19 protein-coding genes are annotated in these 17,576 nt (G+C 67.9%); 8 read left to right on the top strand and 11 right to left on the bottom strand.

Features of this window, described 5'->3' with window-relative positions; all coding sequences use genetic code 11:
• Position 1 precedes the first annotated feature (1 nt).
• Positions 2 to 1,258 (bottom strand): class I SAM-dependent RNA methyltransferase, encoded by a 1,257-nt coding sequence (locus RU01_RS01300; RefSeq protein ID WP_042572661.1) that lies wholly within the window; start codon positions 1,256 to 1,258, stop codon positions 2 to 4.
• Positions 1,255 to 3,267, bottom strand: a complete 2,013-nt coding sequence (locus RU01_RS01295) for an APC family permease (RefSeq protein ID WP_042572660.1) — start codon at positions 3,265 to 3,267, stop codon at positions 1,255 to 1,257. Before RU01_RS01295 ends, RU01_RS01300 begins: the two co-directional genes overlap by 4 nt.
• A 105-nt stretch (positions 3,268 to 3,372) precedes the next feature.
• On the opposite strand from RU01_RS01295, the gene RU01_RS01290 reads away from it, so the two are divergent.
• Together RU01_RS01290 and RU01_RS01285 are read left to right on the top strand one after the other, a co-directional pair.
• Complete coding sequence (locus RU01_RS01290) at positions 3,373 to 4,035, top strand: potassium channel family protein (protein WP_042572738.1); 663 nt, start codon at positions 3,373 to 3,375, stop codon at positions 4,033 to 4,035.
• 88 nt (positions 4,036 to 4,123) lie between these two features.
• Positions 4,124 to 4,789 carry a potassium channel family protein gene (locus RU01_RS01285; protein ID WP_042572659.1) on the top strand — a complete coding sequence of 222 codons (666 nt, stop codon included), beginning with the start codon at positions 4,124 to 4,126 and terminating at the stop codon, positions 4,787 to 4,789.
• Between the two features lie 12 nt (positions 4,790 to 4,801).
• On the opposite strand, the gene RU01_RS01280 is transcribed toward RU01_RS01285, so the two are convergent.
• Both RU01_RS01280 and RU01_RS01275 read right to left on the bottom strand, forming a co-directional pair.
• Positions 4,802 to 5,512 (bottom strand): DUF3159 domain-containing protein, encoded by a 711-nt coding sequence (locus RU01_RS01280; protein WP_082042791.1) that lies wholly within the window; start codon positions 5,510 to 5,512, stop codon positions 4,802 to 4,804.
• A gap of 40 nt (positions 5,513 to 5,552) precedes the next feature.
• Complete coding sequence (locus tag RU01_RS01275; RefSeq protein WP_042572658.1) at positions 5,553 to 5,930, bottom strand: OB-fold nucleic acid binding domain-containing protein; 378 nt, start codon at positions 5,928 to 5,930, stop codon at positions 5,553 to 5,555.
• Positions 5,931 to 6,068: 138 nt separating this feature from the next.
• Here RU01_RS01275 and RU01_RS01270 point away from each other — a divergent pair, with 138 nt between their 5' ends.
• Entirely contained in the window at positions 6,069 to 6,773 is a 705-nt protein-coding gene (locus RU01_RS01270; RefSeq protein WP_042572657.1) for an alpha/beta fold hydrolase, read from the top strand.
• 6 nt (positions 6,774 to 6,779) lie between these two features.
• Here RU01_RS01270 and RU01_RS01265 read toward each other — a convergent pair whose 3' ends face one another.
• Both RU01_RS01265 and dut read right to left on the bottom strand, forming a co-directional pair.
• A complete protein-coding gene (locus RU01_RS01265; RefSeq protein WP_042572656.1) occupies positions 6,780 to 7,604 on the bottom strand; it encodes a DUF3710 domain-containing protein in 825 nt (274 codons plus the stop codon).
• Positions 7,605 to 7,606: 2 nt separating this feature from the next.
• On the bottom strand, positions 7,607 to 8,062 hold the full coding sequence (gene dut / locus RU01_RS01260; RefSeq protein WP_042572736.1) for a dUTP diphosphatase: 456 nt from the start codon (positions 8,060 to 8,062) through the stop codon (positions 7,607 to 7,609).
• A gap of 159 nt (positions 8,063 to 8,221) precedes the next feature.
• Between dut and RU01_RS01255 the strand changes: the two genes are divergently transcribed.
• Positions 8,222 to 8,728: a DUF3093 domain-containing protein gene (locus RU01_RS01255; protein WP_042572655.1), complete on the top strand. Its 507-nt coding sequence runs from the start codon at positions 8,222 to 8,224 to the stop codon at positions 8,726 to 8,728.
• A 9-nt stretch (positions 8,729 to 8,737) separates the two neighbouring features.
• On the opposite strand, the gene RU01_RS01250 is transcribed toward RU01_RS01255, so the two are convergent.
• The gene (locus RU01_RS01250; RefSeq protein ID WP_042572654.1) at positions 8,738 to 9,040 is read right to left on the bottom strand and encodes a DUF4193 domain-containing protein; all 303 of its coding nucleotides are present in this window, start codon (positions 9,038 to 9,040) and stop codon (positions 8,738 to 8,740) included.
• 613 nt (positions 9,041 to 9,653) lie between these two features.
• Here RU01_RS01250 and cei point away from each other — a divergent pair.
• Positions 9,654 to 10,334 (top strand): envelope integrity protein Cei, encoded by a 681-nt coding sequence (gene cei / locus RU01_RS01245; protein WP_042572653.1) that lies wholly within the window; start codon positions 9,654 to 9,656, stop codon positions 10,332 to 10,334.
• A 3-nt stretch (positions 10,335 to 10,337) separates the two neighbouring features.
• Here the strand turns inward: cei and RU01_RS01240 are convergent, their stop codons facing one another.
• Entirely contained in the window at positions 10,338 to 11,267 is a 930-nt protein-coding gene (locus RU01_RS01240) for an inositol monophosphatase family protein (protein WP_082042798.1), read from the bottom strand.
• Between the two features lie 145 nt (positions 11,268 to 11,412).
• Here RU01_RS01240 and ppgK point away from each other — a divergent pair, with 145 nt between their 5' ends.
• A complete protein-coding gene (gene ppgK, locus RU01_RS01235; protein ID WP_042572652.1) occupies positions 11,413 to 12,225 on the top strand; it encodes a polyphosphate--glucose phosphotransferase in 813 nt (270 codons plus the stop codon).
• Between the two features lie 266 nt (positions 12,226 to 12,491).
• A complete protein-coding gene (locus RU01_RS01230; RefSeq protein WP_156148740.1) occupies positions 12,492 to 13,832 on the top strand; it encodes an RNA polymerase sigma factor in 1,341 nt (446 codons plus the stop codon).
• A gap of 22 nt (positions 13,833 to 13,854) precedes the next feature.
• Here the strand turns inward: RU01_RS01230 and RU01_RS01225 are convergent, their stop codons facing one another.
• Together RU01_RS01225 and RU01_RS01220 are read right to left on the bottom strand one after the other, a co-directional pair.
• The gene (locus tag RU01_RS01225) at positions 13,855 to 14,202 is read right to left on the bottom strand and encodes a DUF952 domain-containing protein (RefSeq protein ID WP_042572650.1); all 348 of its coding nucleotides are present in this window, start codon (positions 14,200 to 14,202) and stop codon (positions 13,855 to 13,857) included.
• The gene (locus RU01_RS01220) at positions 14,199 to 15,134 is read right to left on the bottom strand and encodes an EamA family transporter (protein WP_042572734.1); all 936 of its coding nucleotides are present in this window, start codon (positions 15,132 to 15,134) and stop codon (positions 14,199 to 14,201) included. The genes RU01_RS01225 and RU01_RS01220 overlap by 4 nt, the downstream gene beginning before the upstream one ends.
• Before the next feature lie 254 nt (positions 15,135 to 15,388).
• Between RU01_RS01220 and RU01_RS01215 the strand changes: the two genes are divergently transcribed.
• Positions 15,389 to 15,589 carry a DUF7455 domain-containing protein gene (locus RU01_RS01215; RefSeq protein ID WP_042572649.1) on the top strand — a complete coding sequence of 67 codons (201 nt, stop codon included), beginning with the start codon at positions 15,389 to 15,391 and terminating at the stop codon, positions 15,587 to 15,589.
• A gap of 104 nt (positions 15,590 to 15,693) precedes the next feature.
• On the opposite strand, the gene RU01_RS01210 is transcribed toward RU01_RS01215, so the two are convergent.
• Positions 15,694 to 17,454, bottom strand: a complete 1,761-nt coding sequence (locus RU01_RS01210; RefSeq protein ID WP_042572648.1) for a DEAD/DEAH box helicase — start codon at positions 17,452 to 17,454, stop codon at positions 15,694 to 15,696.
• Between the last annotated feature and the right edge of the window lie 122 nt (positions 17,455 to 17,576).

Genomic DNA, 17,576 nt, shown 5'->3' with positions numbered 1-17,576 from the left:
GTCAGCGGACGAACAGTCCTATGCACTCGACGTGGCTGGTCATCGGGAACGCGTCGAATGCCGCGAGGTTCTCGAGGCGGTAGCCGTGCGAGAGATACAGGCCGGCATCCCGTGCGAAGGAGGCCGGGTCGCAGCCGATGTGCACGATGCGACGCGGCTGCGCCCCGGCGACGGCGGCGACGACCTGCTTGCCGGCGCCAGATCGTGGCGGGTCCAGGACGACGACGGACGGACCGGCGGGGAGAGTCGACACCGCGCGCTCCACCGGCGCCGCCTGCATGGCCACCCAGGGAAGGTCGGGCACCGCGGCGCGGCCGTCCACGACGGCCTTGTGCGAGAACTCGACGGCCGCGACAGCACCCGTCGAACCCACCTGCTCACCGAGAGCCGACGCGAACGTCCCGGCTCCCGCGTAGAGGTCCCACGCCGTGTCGCCGCTCTCGGCCCCCGACCACGCGCGGACGACCTCGCCGTAGCGGGTGGCCGCGGCCGTGTGGGCCTGCCAGAACCCCGAGGAATCGACGGTCCACTGCCTGGTTCCGACGCGCTCGACCGCGCGGCCGGTGCCCTCCTTCACGCGGTGCGCTCGGTCCCCGGACGACGCGGCTCGACGTGACGACGCTCCGCGGCGGCCCGTGTCGGCACGCACCCGACGCGCCGGCGCCGGCGCGATCTCGACGACGTGCCGCACCCCGTCGGCGTCGATCGCCACGGCGAGATCCGCATCGGGTGTCCACGTCCGGTCGGCGAGACCGTCGTACATGCCCGGAACGGCCTGCGGGCAGGCGAGGTCGGTGACGATCTGCGAACTACGGAGACGATGGAATCCCGCTCGGCCGTCGTCGTCGACTCCGAGACGTATACGTGTCCGCCATCCGGTCTGCTCCCCCAGCGACTCGACCTCGACGGTGCGCGTGATGCCGGCGACGCGGTCCAGTTGCTCCGCCACGACGGACGCCTTGATGTCCCGGACGGCCTCGGCCGTACCGAACGAGAAGTCGCAGCATCCCGAACCGCCGGGGCCGGCGATCGGACACAGCGGGTCGATCCGGTCCTGCGACGCCTCGATGATCTCGACGGCGTCCGCCCGGCAGAACGACTTGCCCTGGTCCTCGGTGACCTGCGCACGGACCAGCTCACCGGGCAGGCTGTGACGGACGAACATCACCCGTCCGTCGTGGCGTGCGACGCAGAAACCTCCGTGACCCGGCTTGCCGACGCGAACCTCGATCACCCGGCCCACCCACGAATCGATCACGTGTCCGACCGCCGTCGATCGGCCGTGGACTCGTACCCGCGTCGTGACGATCCCGGGGCGTTCTCGAGCGTCTCGCGCTTCGCGCGTTCCGAGGAGTTCAACTGCCACGGCACGCTGGTGACCATCACGCCCGGCTGGAACAGCAGCCGGCTCTTCAGGCGCAGGGCGCTCTGGTTGTGCAGCACCTGCTCCCACCAGTGCCCCACCACGTACTCGGGGATGAACACGGTCACCACGTCACGCGGCGAATCCCGCTTGACCCGGCGCACGTAGTCCAGCACCGGCTTGGTGATCTCGCGGTACGGCGACTCGACCACCTTGAGGGGAACGCTGAGGTCGCTCTTCTCCCACTCACGGACCAGTTCGCGTGTGTCCGTCTCGTCGACGTTGACGGTCACGGCCTCGAGGGTGTCCGGCCGCGTCGCACGGGCGTAGGACAACGCGCGCAGCGTCGGGCTGTGCAGCTTGGACACCAGCACGATGGAGTGGGTGCGGCTCGGGAGGACGCCGTCCCATTCGAAGTCGGCGAGCTCCGTGGCCACCGAGTCGTAATGCTTGCGGATCAGCTTCATCAACCCGAAGATGCCCACCATCGCGACGATGGCGATCCAGGCCCCGGCCAGGAACTTGGTCAGCAGGACGATGATCAGCACCGCACCGGTCATGCCGAGGCCGATGCTGTTGACCACGCGTGAGCGCTGCATCGATCGGCGCTGCACGGGGTCGGTCTCGGACCGCAGCAATCGCGTCCAGTGCCGCACCATGCCGGTCTGGCTGAGGGTGAACGAGACGAACACTCCGACGATGTAGAGCTGGATCAGCTTGGTCACCTCGGCGCCGAACATCACCACGAAGAAGATCGCCGCGGCCGAGAGGAACAGGATGCCGTTGCTGAAGGCCAGGCGGTCGCCGCGCGTGTGGAACTGGCGAGGGAGGAACCTGTCCTGCGCCAGGATCGATCCGAGCACCGGGAAACCGTTGAAGGCCGTGTTGGCAGCCAACACGAGGATCAGGGCAGTGACGATCGTGATGAAGTAGAAGCCCGGAGTGAAGTGTCGGAACACCGCTTCCGCGAGCTGCGCGATCAGCGTCTTCTGCTGGTAGTTCTCCGGCGCACCGATCAGCTGCGTCGCCGGCTCCGCCGCGTACTTCACGCCGATCTTCTCCGCGAGCACGATGATGCCCAGCAGCAGCGTCACACCGATCGAACCGAGCAACAACAGCGTTGTGGCGGCGTTGCGTGACTTGGGCTTCCGGAAGGCCGGGACACCGTTCGAGATGGCCTCGACACCCGTGAGCGCCGCACATCCGGAGGAGAAGGCGCGGGCGAGGAGGAACGCGAACGCGATGCCGTAGAGGTGACTGTCGTCGGCCTTCAGCTCGAAGTCGGACGACTCCGCGGACACGTCGTCGCCGAGAACGAAGACCTGGACCAGACCCCAGATCAGCATGACGAACATGCCGACCATGAACGCGTAGGTCGGAATCGCGAACGCCGTTCCCGACTCGCGGACACCCCGCAGGTTGATAGACGTGATCAGCACGATGGCCGCCACGGCGAAGAGCACCTTGTGCTCCGCGACGAACGGGAGCGCCGACCCGATGTTGGATGCTGCTGCCGAGATGGACACCGCGACGGTCAGCACGTAGTCCACCATCAAGGCGCTGCCGACGGTCAGACCGGCCGTCGGGCCGAGATTGGTGGTCGCCACCTCGTAGTCGCCACCGCCGGACGGGTAGGCGTGCACGTTCTGGCGATAGCTGGCCACGACGACCGCCATCACGACGGCGACCGCGAGCCCTACCCAGATGGAGAACGAGTACGCCGAGATTCCGGCGACGGAGAGAACCAGGAAGATCTCTTCGGGCGCATAGGCGACGGACGACATGGCATCGGACGCGAACACCGGGAGAGCGATTCTTTTGGGCAGGAGCGTATGTCCGAGCGTGTCGCTACGGAACGGCCTACCCAGCAGCAGCCTCTTGGTGGCCGTCGAAAGCTTGGACACATCGCAAAGAGTAAGCCGTACCGGGCTCGACCGGAGGGCAGGGTGACCGATAGCGTTGCCCGCAGTTACCGACACCGTGTTCGAGAACCCCGAATGGAGCGTCTGTTGTACGTAGTCGTCATGGGGTGTGGTCGGGTCGGGTCGTCGCTCGCCGGCGCCCTCACCCGCATCGGCCACGAGGTGGCGGTCATCGACCGCGACCCCACGTCGTTCCACCGTCTCGGCCCCGATTTCACGGGCCGTCAGGTGGTGGGCATGGGATTCGACAGGGACGTGCTCATCGAGGCGGGGATCGAGAAAGCCGACGCGCTGGCCGCAGTGTCCTCGGGTGACAACTCCAACATCATCTCCGCACGCGTCGCCCGGGAGACGTTCGGCGTCGAACGCGTCGTCGCCCGGATCTACGACGCGAAGCGCGCAGCGGTGTACGAGCGCCTGGGAATACCGACCGTGGCGACCGTCCCGTGGACGACGGACCGCTTCCTGCACACGCTGATCCACGACAACGAGCTGACCAAGTGGCGCGACCCGTCCGGCAGCGTCGCCGTCGCCCGGCTCGACATCGGCGAAGGATGGGTGGGCAAAGGCGTCACCGCACTCGAATCAGCCACCAAGGCCCGCGTCGCGTTCATCATCCGCTTCGGGACAGGTCTGCTTCCCGATCGTAAGACTGTCCTCCAAGCGGACGACGAGGTCTGGATCGCCGCCGTCGACGGCATGGTCGCCGAAGCCGTTGCGCTCGCGAGCAACCCGCCGCCGGAGGACTGAGCACAGTGCCGAGCATGTCCCCGGCCGCCCGAAATCGGTGCGGCCACCACCCGTTCAGTAGCCGTCACATCATGCGAAGGACTGTGCAGTGAGAGTCGCCATCGCCGGAGCGGGAGCCGTGGGTCGGTCTATCGCCCGCGAGCTCCTCAGGTCCGAGCACCATGTCCTGCTCATCGAGCGCAAAGCCGATCACGTCGACCCCTCGTCCGTCACGGCGGCCGAGTGGGTTCACGCCGATGCCTGTGAGCTGGCCACCCTCGAAGCCGCCGGAGTCGAGTCCTACGACGTGGTCATCGCCGCGACCGGTGACGACAAGGCGAACCTGGTGCTCAGCCTCTTGGCCAAGACGGAGTTCGGCGTCGACAGAGTGGTCGCGCGCGTCAACGATCCCCGCAACGAGTGGCTCTTCGACGCGTCGTGGGGCGTCGACGTGGCGGTGTCGACTCCCCGGATGTTGGCGTCGCTGGTCGAGGAAGCCGTGTCCGTCGGAGATCTGGTGCGCCTGATGACCCTGCGTCAGGGCAAGGCCAACCTCGTCGAGATCACCCTACCGGCCAACACTCCCCTGGCCGGGAAGCCGGTCCGCAAGATCACGCTCCCGAGGGACGTCGCGCTGGTCACCATTCTCCGAGGTGGACGAGTGATCGTTCCGGAGAAGGACGATCCGATCGAGGGCGGAGACGAACTGCTGTTCGTCACCACCGTCGACGTCGAGAACGAACTGCGAGAAGCGCTCGGCCTGCTCCAGCGGTAACCCGGAGCGGCGTCAGGCCTTGTCCGGCGTGGCCGTCTCCGTGGTGGCCTCGGCGACGACGGCGTCGGCACGTCGGACGGCCCAGAACGTGATGGCGAACGCGACGGCGGCCAACGGCCATCCCATGGCGATGCGCGCCACGGCGAGCCAGCCGGTCTGGTCGGAGTCGTAGAGCTGGGACTGGACGACGTACCGAGCGACGAAGACCAGCACCCACGCGGCCGTCGCGACGTCGTAGACACGCACGGCGGCCGTGTGGTCGCGCCATGCCTTCCCGGTCCCGTTGAGGAAACCCCAGACGATCCCCACGAGCGGACGTCGCACGAGGATCGAGACGAGGAATACTCCGCCGTACGCAAGGGACGTGTAGATGCCGAAGAGAAAGTATCCCTTCGCATCTCCGGTGCGGTATGCGATGAACGCGCAGATCGCGACTCCGAAGAAGCCCGAGATGGCGGGTTGGATGGGGTCCCGCTTGATCAACCGCCACACGAGGATGGCGACGGCGAGTCCCAGCGCGGACCAGATGGCCGCGGTCAGACCTGCGAGCGAGTTGACCGGTACGAAAACCAGCACCGGCAGCGTCGAGAAAACGAGTCCGCTCACGCCGCCCAGCTGGGACAGCACCGTCTCGGGCGCCTCGGCCTCGGTGGTGACAGGGTCGGATGCCACGTGGCCGGAATGCGCGTCCTCGGATACGGGATCTTTCGGCGACTCGCTCATGGGAGTCCAGGGTGCCAGACGGCGACGCCGTCCAGCGACACTAGTCCTCGGTGCGCAGCTCGTAGTAGGGGTTGTAGATGACCTTGCGGCCTTCTCGCTCCCCCACCCGTCCACGGACGAGAAGCTGTGTGCCGGACTCGATTCCGGCGATCTTGCGTCGGCCGATCCAGATGAGGGACATCGTGTCCGTCCCGTCGAAGAATTCGGCCTCGACGATGGCGTTGGCGGCCTTGCTGCATGTCTCGACGCTGCGAAGACGGCCAACCATGGTGACCTCGTCGCCGCGCGTGCAATCGCAGGCGCGTTGTGCGCCCGACGCCTTCGACGCCGACTCCATCTCCTCGGCATCGAGTTGTTCGATGTCCTCGGTCAACTTCCGAGCCATACGGCGGAAGTATCCTGCGGCAGCGGGTGCCATGAGTGCTCCTGGAGCGGTTGCGCGGACCGTCCGCGGCTGGGGTTTTCGGTTCTGTCAGCGCCACTGTAGACCTTTTGCGACACCCCGGACACACGCGGCCACGCCAGTCGACGAACGTCACAGGAAGATGCGGAAACCATGGAACCAACACTGGTCGTGATGCTGCCGGGAACGGGCTCCGACGCCCGATTCGTCGAGGACTTCTTCACCGACGCGGTGACGTCACGGGGGTGGACGCTGCGCGCCGTGGACCCGGACCCGAGGAACGTCGTCGCCGGGTACCGGGACGCGCTCGACGCCGCAGCGCACGAGCGACGCGGGCCGATCGTCGTCGGCGGTGTGTCCCTGGGCGCCGCCGTCGCCGTGCAGTGGGCCCTCGATCATCCCGATCTGGTGACGGGCGTCGTCGCGGCCATGCCGGCCTGGTCCGGGCCGGCCGACGGATCACTCGCCGCCGTCAGCGCGTCGACCACGGCGCGGGCGTTGCGCGAACGAGGCCTCGAGGCGACGCTCGCGGACATGGCCGCGTCGGCACCCGCCTGGTTGTCGCGGACCTTGACTCGCTCGTGGCGGGCTCAGTGGCCGGAGCTCCCCGTCGCGATGGACGACGCCGCCGCGTACGTCGCTCCGACCGCGTCGGCTCTCGGCACATTGGCCGTCCCTGTGGGCGTGGTCGCCGCGGTGGACGACCCGATCCACCCTCTTCAGGTGGCCGAGCACTGGCACGGCGCGTTCCCGCGAGCGCGGCTCGAGACGTTCGCGTTGGCCCTGCTGGCGTCGGAACCGGGCGAACTGGGCCGCAGGGGGCTCCGCGCGCTCGATCGAGCGCGCGAGCAGGCCTGACCGGGGTCAGTCCAGCTGCTGCATCGCCGAGCCACCGGGTCCGCGACGGCGCCGGACGTCGTCCTCGGGATCTGCAACGGGTGCCGGAGACTGCTGGGCGGGTGTGGGCTGGGCGGGTGCGGGTGCGGACTGGGCTGCCTGTGCCTGCGCCGCCGCCATCTGCTGCTGCTGGGCTGCGGCGAGCTGCTGCGCGAGAGCCTCGGGCAACGTGATCGGCAGAGGAGTGCGGACCGGGTGCGGGTCCGTCCCGCGATCGACGATCGTGCCGGCGATCACCGCGCGCGCCTCCTGGACCAGTGGCGATGATGCGTCGACGCTGCCGGCCGGGCCCGTCGCGACTCCGCGGATCATCCAGCGGTACCCGTCCACGCCGATGAACCGGAGGTCGCCTCCCGCGGTCGAGCCGACGACCTCGCGGCCCCACGGGCCGGTTTCGATGGAGACGTTCGCATTGTCCCTGCGCAGGGTGTCGGCCAGTTCCGTCGCCACGTCGCGCCACTGTCCGGGTGACTTCGGAGCTGCGAAGGCTGCCACCGTGATGCGACCGTTCGGTGTCACGACGTGCACGGCCTGCGGCGCGCCGGCCTGCGTCATCTCCACCTGCAGCTGACCGCCGGCGGGGAGGGGCAACAGGACTGAACCCAGGTCGAGCCGACTCGCGGCAGCCTTCGCACGGTCGTCGTCGAGGTCCTCCAGCGACCACGGCCCCGATCCGTCACCGGCCGAGCCGTCGACCTCGTCGAGCTCGTCGACCTCGTCGATGTCCGCGACCTCGGCAACGGTCGTCTCGTCGGCCGGGAGGTCGGCATCCTTCTTCTTGCGTCCGAACATGCTCAGTTCTCCTTCTCGGCCGCGAGGACGGCATGTCCTCCGCTGGAGCCGTATCCGCCGGCACCACGCGCGGTGGTGTCCAACTCGGTGACTTCGACGAACGTGGGCAGCTCCACTCGCTGCACGAGCAACTGTGCGATGCGATCGCCGCGCTGCAGTTCGATGGGCGTCCGCAGATCGTGATTGATCAGGCAGACCTTGATCTCTCCCCGGTACCCCGCGTCGACCGTTCCGGGAGTGTTCACCACGGACAGACCTGCACGGGCCGCCAGCCCCGATCGCGGGTGGATGAGCCCCACGGTGCCGATCGGGAGCGCCACCGCGATGCCGGTTCCGACCATCGCGCGCTCACCGGGAGCGATCACCACGGCTTCGGTCGCACACAGATCCACACCGGCATCACCGTCGTGCGCCCTGGTGGGAAGCGGGATTCCGGGATCGAGCCGCTTCACCGACACCGTCGTGACGCGGTCGCTGTCGTACGGCGACGCGGCGCCTGTCGGGGACGTCTCGAACTCGGGCTCACTCACGTCGGTCGAGATTACTCGGTGCCTGTGGCGGATCCGCCGGACTCCGGGGTTTAGCGGGCAGTCTCGCCGGACCACTACTCTGGAGGTGTGTCCGACGTAGCCCCCGAACGAAGTGCCCGGTCCACGGGCGAGACCGTCATCTACAGCGAACGACTGCGAGTCCCCGTCTGGTACTGGGTCGCTGCCATCGGTGTCGCGGTGATTCTCTCCGCCGAGGTGCACATGGGATCGCCGGGCGTGATGGCGTGGCTGCCCTACGTCGTCCTGGTTCCGTTCGCCGTCTGGGTGGTGTCGTACCTGGGTCGCATGCGCGTGATGGTCGTCGACCGCGACGGCGAGCGACTCCTGCTCGCGGGCAAGGCCACTCTTCCCCTGTCGGTGATCGACCGGGTCGCCGAGGTTCCGGGAACCGCCAAGAGCGCGGCCCTGGGGCGCCAGCTCGATCCCGCGGCATTCGTCCAACACAGGTCGTGGGTCAAGCCCATGGTGCTCGTAGTCCTCGACGATCCGAGCGATCCCACCCCGTACTGGCTGGTCAGCACCCGTGATCCGAGTGCGGTGGCTGCGGCGTTGTCTCCGCAGCCACCCTCGTAGAGCCGGTTCTCAGGCCGCGCAGTCGCGGCACATGAGAACGCCGCCGTTGTCGGTCGCCAAGCGCGAGCGGTGGTGCACCAGGAAGCAGCTCGAGCACGTGAACTCGTCGGCCTGCTTCGGTACCACTCGAACGGACAGTTCCTCGCCCGAGAGATCGGCGCCCGGAAGTTCGAAGGACTCCGCGGTGTCCGTCTCGTCGATGTCGACGACGGCGGACTGTGCTTCGTTGCGTCGTGCCTTCAGTTCTTCGAGCGAGTCCTCCGAGACGTCGTCGGACTCGGTGCGGCGCGGTGCGTCGTAATCGGTAGCCATTGTGTTTCCCCTTACCTTCCTACTGAGACCGGGTTCCCCGTATCTCTTTCGATCGCCTCAATGGGGATGTGCAAGACGTCGACCGCTTCTTGTTCGACGAACTCGTCCTCGTGTCGGACTCACACCCTCGGATTCGATGTGGGTCGTTCGCTGTCCTCGACTCGTGTTCGTCACAGAACATCGATCCGGTCGTAGTTCTTCCCGGTTTTCACCGATGTAACTCCGGTGTCCCTCACCTGTCCGCTCACCTATTCGCAGCCGTCGCCCTTCCGGATGACGGCCATGATGTGCGGTGGCCGGGCGTGCCGTGTGAACGTCCACTGCGGTCGAGGAGCCCGACCGAGCCGTGTGTTCGATCCTCCGGGCCGCCAGACAATAGCCGACCGTGACCCCCGATGGAAAACACCCTGCTCCCACCGCGTGTCACAGCCTCCGAACGGTGCTGCAGACCTGCACTTGTCCCACTGTCATCCGCCCCAACGCACGCAGTGTCCCGTCCGTTCCCGGACGCCGTGCGTCGCGCGTCACAGGCGGGTGGCTCCCACTACAGTGATCGGGACACGCGGTCGGGACATCCCGCCGGCGCCATGCATCAGCAGAAGGGCACGCTTCCGTGGTCTCACTCATCACTCACGGCTCGTCGACGGACGACAAGGGTCGGCCGTTCGCCCACCGTCGTCCCGCCCCGATCCTCATCGTGCTTCTCGTCCTGGCGCTCGCCGGCGCCGCGGTGTGGATCCGCGTGTTGACCGCCACCGAGACCAGCACGGACGCCGTGGCGTGCAATGCCCCGCAGGCACCCTCGGATCCGGCCGCACCCGCCCCCGCGGAACCCGGCACCAAGGTCGACGCCGCGGTGGTCACCGACACCCAGCCGGCGCCGCTGGCGAACACCCGCGTCCGCGTGTTCAACGCGAACGGTCAGGGCGGACAGGCTGCCGAGATCGCGGCGGACCTCAGCGATTTCGGATTCGCGAGCGCTCCGGACGTCCAGGTCGGTAACGACCCGGTCTACGTCGACCAGAACATGCAGTGCATCGCCCAGATCCGCTTCGGGCCGGCCGGTATCGCGGCCGCCGGAACGGTAGCCCTGGTCGCGCCGTGCGCGGAATTCGTCCAGGACACGCGCGAGGACGACACGGTCGACCTCGCACTCGGTACGAACTTCCGTGCGCTGCAACCGAACACGGACGGCGAGGAGGTCGTCCGGTCACTCGCCGACGTGGCTCCGGGTGCACCTGCGCCCACCCTCGACATCGACCTGCTGGCCGCCGCGCACACCGTCGACTGCTGAGGGTCAGCCCTTCGGAATCGCCTCTCGCCCACCGAGTCGCACCAGCAGTTCGACGAATTTCTCGGACACACCCGCGGCGACGGCGATGGTCACCTCGCCGTCGTCGCTCCTCGAATGCGGGGACGGAGTGATCACACGCGCCCCGGCCTCGGCCGCGATGAGCGCTCCCGCTGCCCAGTCCCACGGGCTCAGGCCGTGCTCGAAATGGGCGTCGACGCGGCCGGCAGCGACCATGCACAGGTCGAGCGCCGCCGAGCCGATGCGGCGGACGTCCCGGACCTCGGGAAGCAGGTCCGCGATGATCGCCCCCTGACGACGTCGACGCGCCGAGTCGTAGCCGAAACCTGTCGCTACCAACGCCAACGAGACGTCGTCGATGTCGTTGGCCTGCAATCTTTTCCACTCGCCGCCGTCCTCGGATTCCCACGCGCCGGATCCGGTGGAGGCCGCATAGGTCCGACGTGCGACGACGTCCTCGACCGCGCCGGCGACGGACGTGCCGTCGATCTGGGCCGCCACGGAGACCGAGTAGGCCGGGATGCCGTAGAGGAAGTTGACGGTGCCGTCGATCGGATCGAGGACCCACCGCACACCGGACGGGGCGACCGAGTCTCCGCCGCCCTCCTCGCCCAGGACGGCGTCGTCCGGGCGAAGACGCGACAGCAGGTCACGGATGACGTGTTCGGTCTCGGTGTCCACCACCGTCACGGGATCGGTGGGGGTCGACTTGGACTGGACGGCGTCGGCGGCCACGTCGACCTCCTGCCCGAACAGTCCACGACCGAACACCTCGGGCCGCCGGCGACGGACGTGCGCGCCGGCCTCGCGGGCGATGTCGACGGCGATGCGTCGCAACACCTCCGGATCCAGCGATGTCGCGGAGTCGTCCCGGGGCTCGCCCGTATGCGAAGTCACCCGTCCATCCGAACACATCCGACCCTCGATCGGTACGCCACCGTCGGCTGCCGGGCGTCGCGTGACCACGGCTACGGGAAACAACTACTGTGATTCTCGCGCACCAGGATCGACCCCGACACGCCGTCCAGCCACGCTCACGCACGCCACCAGGAGTTCTGCCATGACGAACGACCAGCCAGCACCCGGTCCGGTGTCCATCGCCGACAAGACCGGCTCGCATCCCGAGGGACACGGCTTCGGCGTCGACGTGGGCGGAAGCGGCGTCAAGGGCGGCATCGTGGATCTGTCGACGGGCGAACTGGTCGGTGAGCGTTTCAAGATCGAGACTCCCCAGCCGTCCACACCGAAGGCCGTCGCCGAGACCGTCGCGACGATCGTGGAGCACTTCGACTGGAAGGGCGACGTCGGCATCACGTTGCCGTGTGTGGTCACCGGAGGCGTGGCGCGCACCGCGGCCAACGTCGACAAGGGGTGGATCGGCACCGACGCCGGCGCCCTGTTCCGTGAGCACCTCGGCGGTCGGTCGGTGACGGTTCTCAACGACGCCGACGCCGCCGGGATCGCCGAGGACAAGTTCGGTGGCGGCAAGGATTCGAAGGGCGTCGTCATCCTGCTGACCTTCGGAACCGGGATCGGATCGGCGATCCTGCAGAACGGCATCCTGCTGCCCAACACCGAACTCGGCCACATGGAGGTGCACGGCAAGGAAGCGGAGCACCGAGCGGCCTCGTCGGTCAAGGACGACAACGGTCTGTCCTACAAGGCGTGGGCCAAGGAAGTCTCCCTCGTCCTCGAACGCATCGAGGATCTGTTCTGGCCGGACCTGTTCATCGCCGGCGGCGGCATCAGCCGGAAGGCGGAGAAGTGGATCCCGTTGCTCACCAACCGGACGCCTGTCGAAGCCGCGACATTGCGTAATGCTGCCGGCATCGTCGGAGCCGCACTGGCCGCACAGTCGGGCGTGGCCCCCTGACCTGCAGCGACGACCTGGCACGTCCCGAGATGTGATCCGAGCATCACCCGTCGGGCATCGGGAACTTCGCGGCCGTCACGCGCGTTGGTGCTGCGTACTCGCGACGGTCGTTACAATGGTCCACGCCCCGGCTTCACACCGGGAAATCCACAGACCTCTCCGCCGGAAGAACACTCTGGCGTGACGCCGCACGACACCGTCACGAAAGGGCGTACGTGGCAGCCACCGATATCCGTCTCCCCGCTGATCCCCGGCCGACCTCCGGTCTGCCCGCAGAAACCGAGTCCGCGACCGGCAACGAGAGCGCGTCGACCGACGGAACCGCGGCCGGCATCGCACCTGCGAAGGCCCCCGCCAAGAAAGCCGCACCCCGCAAGGCCGCGGCGAAGAAGGCTGCGCCTCGCAAGGCAGCAGCGAAGAAGACTGCCGCCAAGAAGGCGACGGCCCCTGCCGGCGACGCACCCGACGACGCGGACGAGCCGTCCGCGGACATCGCCGACCTCGACGTGCCGGAAGGCGAACTCGCCGCCGAGTCCGATGTCGTGGAGGTCGTCGCCGTCGGTGACGAGGCCGAGGACGACACCGCGACCGACCCCACGCCCGAGGACAAGGCATCTGGCGACTTCGTCTGGGACGAGGAAGAGTCCGAAGCGCTGCGTCAGGCTCGCAAGGACGCGGAGCTCACCGCATCCGCCGACTCCGTGCGTGCCTACCTCAAGCAGATCGGCAAGGTCGCCCTCCTCAACGCCGAGGAAGAGGTCGAGCTGGCCAAGCGCATCGAGGCCGGTCTGTACGCCGTGCAGCTGATGGCCGAGTCGACGGAGAAGGGCGAGAAGCTCCCCGTCGCCCAGCGCCGTGACATGAACTGGATCTGCCGCGACGGAAACCGCGCCAAGAACCACCTCCTCGAGGCCAACCTGCGCCTCGTTGTCTCCCTGGCGAAGCGCTACACCGGCCGCGGCATGGCGTTCCTGGACCTCATCCAGGAAGGCAACCTGGGTCTGATCCGCGCAGTGGAGAAGTTCGACTACACCAAGGGCTACAAGTTCTCGACGTACGCCACCTGGTGGATCCGTCAGGCCATCACCCGCGCCATGGCCGACCAGGCCCGCACCATCCGCATCCCGGTGCACATGGTCGAGGTCATCAACAAGCTCGGTCGCATCCAGCGTGAGCTCCTCCAGGATCTGGGCCGCGAGCCCACTCCCGAGGAACTGGCCAAGGAAATGGACATCACTCCCGAGAAGGTGCTGGAGATCCAGCAGTACGCTCGCGAGCCGATCTCCCTCGACCAGACCATCGGCGACGAGGGCGACAGCCAGCTCGGTGACTTCATCGAGGATTCCGAAGCAGTCGTTGCCGTCGACGCGGTCTCCTTCACGCTGCTCCAGGATCAGCTGCAGTCCGTTCTCGAGACGCTGTCCGAGCGCGAAGCCGGCGTGGTCCGTCTCCGGTTCGGCCTCACCGACGGTCAGCCGCGGACCCTCGACGAGATCGGTCAGGTCTACGGAGTGACGCGTGAGCGCATCCGTCAGATCGAGTCGAAGACCATGTCCAAGTTGCGTCACCCCAGTCGCTCGCAGGTTCTGCGCGACTACCTGGACTGACCTCCAGTCCGACCGGACCACCTCACCCGGCGGCGACGAACGTCCCGTCGTCGCCGGGCAGGTAGGGCTGCACGTCGACCACCGCAGTGAGCGGGATCGGTCCGTAGGCGTGCGGGAACAGCATCGATTCAGGATCGCCGGGAACGCCCGGCTCCCACTCCAACCGCGCGTTCAGCCGTGCGGGTTCCACTGCCAGCAGCACGATGTCGCGGCGCCCGGAGAACAACCGGTTGGCCGGAAGATGCACCTGCTGCGGTGTCGACAGATGCACGAAACCCTGCTCCTGCAGCGACGGCGGTGCCACCACGCCCGCAGTCACGCTCTCCTGCCACTCCGCCTCTGTGCACATGTGGACGAGTATCTCGGTCATCGTGGTTCCTTCTCCGGTGTCGGGTGCGTGATCGTGTCGTGGTCGGGGACCGCTCGCCGTTCGATTCCGCTCAGCACGACGGCGACCACCACCAGTGCGATACCGAGGAGTTCCCCGGCGGACGGCACCTGCCGCAACACCACCACGCCGACCACCGTGGCCGTCGTGGGAAGCAGAGCGAGCAGGAGCGCGAAGCGTGCGCGGCCGACGGTCCGCAGCACGACCTGATCCAGCGCGTACGGGATGACACTGGACATGACTCCGACGCCGAGTCCGAGCAACCACGTCCACGGGGTGAGGAAGACGCCGGCGTCGTCGAGGATCTGTGGCGTCAGCGCCAGCGGGGCCAGCACGACCGACGCGACGGCCATTCCGACCGCCAGGGAATCCAGTCCGTCACCCGCATCGGCGACGCTCTTCCCCAGCAGGATGTATCCGGCCCACAGTCCCGCGGCGAGCAGCGCGAACCCGACGCCGGGCAGTCCGACATCGAACCGCGCCCCGGCCACCAGCGCGACGCCGGCCACGACCAGAAGCAGTGCCGCCACGTCACGGGCGCGCCGCGAGCCGAGCGCTGCCACCAGGACGGGCCCGAGGAATTCGATCGCCACCGCGGTGCCCAACGGGATTCGCGCGATCGCTTCGTAGAACGCGAGGTTCATTCCCACGGTGACGACGCCGAAGCCTCCGGCCACAGCGATGGTCCGCCGCGTCCATCGCGTCCTCCAGGGGCGACGCCAGGCCAGCAGAACCACCGCGGCGCCCGCGGCGCGCAGCCACGCGACGGCGGCAGGTGAGGTGGTGTCGAACAGGAAGACCCCGATGGCCGCGCCGAGGTACTGGCACACTGCGCCGACGACGAAGACGAACGGCACCGACCACGGAGGGAACACGCGGGTCGACCCTGCGCGCCGTGTCGTCCCCGTCTCCACCACACGAGCACCGTATCCATCGACGCCGACACGGCGCCCGGCGACCGGTCGTCGCCCGGCCGTTTCTGCCCTGAGCGAACGGACATCGACCGATACCGGCTCGACCAGTGTGTTTCGTGTAAGTGACAACACACAGTTACCTGCGTGGGAACAACGCACGAAGCCCATACGTCTGTAAGAGTGAACGAACCGCGTCGAACCGACGTGGCGGACCGACCCCAGGACCGTGAAGTCACGGTCAGTACGGAGGAGTCATGCCCGGATTGTTGACCGACACCACCCTCACCGCTGCCGACAGGTGTGATCGTTGCGGGGCGGGAGCACGGGTTCGCGCCGTCCTCCCCGGCGGTGGAGAACTGTTGTTCTGCCGCCACCACGGGAACGAGCACGAAGCTCGTCTGCTCGAAATGAACGCGACGATCGTCGCGGATGCGGATTCCGACGCCATGGCGTGATTCACGTGTGACCACGGTCCGACTCCTGAACGACACGCGAAGGGCGATCACCATCACGGTGATCGCCCTTCGTCATGCCTGCAGGGTTCTGGGCAGAGCGGTGGTCACCACGCCCGCAGGGCAGCGATCCGTTCGGTCAACTGCTCTGCCGTGGCGATGGCGGTCGGCGGTCCCCCGCAGGTGCGACGCAGTTCGCCGTGGATTATCCCGTGGGCCTTGCCGGTCCGGTGATGCTGCATGGCGACGAGGCCGTTGAGCTCCTTGCGCAGCTCGGCGAGACGCGCCGCGTCAGCACTGCGGCCCGACGGCGGAAGCGACACCGGGGGCGGAGCGGTCTCGGGTGTCGGGGTGGCCAGCTGGGAGTCCTGACGCTTGCGGAGCAACGCGCGCATCTGATCGCCGTCGAGCAGGCCGGGCAGACCCAGGTAGTCGGCTTCGTCGTCGCTTCCGGAGAACGTCGCGGTGCCGAACGACGACCCGTCGTAGATGACCTGGTCGAGCTCCGCGTCCGCGCCGAGCGAAGTGAACGCTTTCTCGTCCTCCCCCAGCTCGTCCTTCTGCTTGTTGGCGTCGGCGAGGAGATCGTCGTCGAGTCCGTCCTTCTCCCGGTGCGGCTTGCCGATGACGTGATCACGCTGGGCTTCGAGCTGACTGGCCAGGTCGAGCAGGACCGGCACCGACGGGAGGAAGACGCTCGCCGTCTCGCCCTTGCGACGGGAACGCACGAAGCGACCGACGGCCTGGGCGAAGTAGAGGGGGGTCGAGGCGCTGGTGGCGTAGACGCCGACAGCGAGGCGCGGCACGTCGACTCCTTCCGACACCATGCGCACAGCGACCATCCAGCGGGACGTTCCGGCGCCGAACTCGGCGATCCGGGCCGACGACGTCGTCTCGTCCGACAGCACCAGCGTGGGCGTCTCCCCCGTCACCGCTTCGAGGATGCCCGCGTAGGCGCGCGCCGTCGTCTGATCGGAGGCGATGACCAGTCCGCCGGCGTCGGGGATACCGCCCACCCTGAGCTGGTGCAGACGGGTGTTGGCAGCCGTCAGGACCGAGGGGATCCACTCACCCGAGGGGTCGAGGGCGGTGCGCCACGCGCGAGCGGTCTGTTCGGCGCTCAGAGGCTCACCGAGTCGCGCGGCGAACTCCTCGCCCGCGTTGTTGCGCCAACGCGCTTCTCCCGAGTAGGCGAGGAACACGACGGGGCGGACGACACCGTCGGCGAGAGCGTCCGCGTAGCCGTAGCTGTGGTCCGGACGCGAGCGCGGTAGTCCCTCGTCGTCGGGCTCGTAGTTCACGAACGGAATGGGGCTGTCGTCGCTGCGGAACGGAGTTCCGGTCAACGCCAGGCGACGTGTGGCGTCACCGTATGCCTCCCGGATGCCCTCGCCCCAACTCTTCGCGTCGCCGCCGTGGTGGATCTCGTCGAGGATCACCAATGTCTTGCGATTCTCGGTCCGCACGCGGTGGCGGGTGGGGTGCGAGGCCACCTGTGCGTACGTGACGACGATGCCGTGGAAGTCGCTCGACGTCTGACCCGTGCTGTTGGAGAACCGTGAATCGAGCGCGAGACCGACGCGCGCGGCTGCCTCGGACCACTGGTGCTTGAGGTGCTCGGTCGGTGCGACGACGGTGATCTGATCCACAGTGCGGTCGCTGAGCAGTTCGAGCGCGACCCGGAGGGCGAACGTCGTCTTTCCGGCACCGGGCGTCGCCACCGCCAGGAAGTCCTGCGGTCCGGCCGACAGGTACTTGGTCAGCGCCCGCCTCTGCCAGGCTCGCAGCGGCGGAGGGGTGACACCCGACTGCGCGGCCACCGGCAAACCTGCTGCGCCGCCGAGCTTCTCGCCTGTCTCGGCTGTCATGAACGTCCTTCGATCCGAACATCGTCCGGAGAAAGGATGTGGTCCACCCGTGGCATGGAACTCCCGTTCGGTTCGTCGTCTCGTGTGCACATCCGTCGGCCAGCGTATCGCGGACACCGGCA

The organism is Rhodococcus sp. MEB064 (genome assembly GCF_000834565.1).
Taxonomy (GTDB): domain Bacteria; phylum Actinomycetota; class Actinomycetes; order Mycobacteriales; family Mycobacteriaceae; genus Rhodococcoides.
The sequence above is the reverse complement of the archived record's forward strand: the minus strand, read 5'-3'. Positions and strand labels throughout refer to the sequence as shown.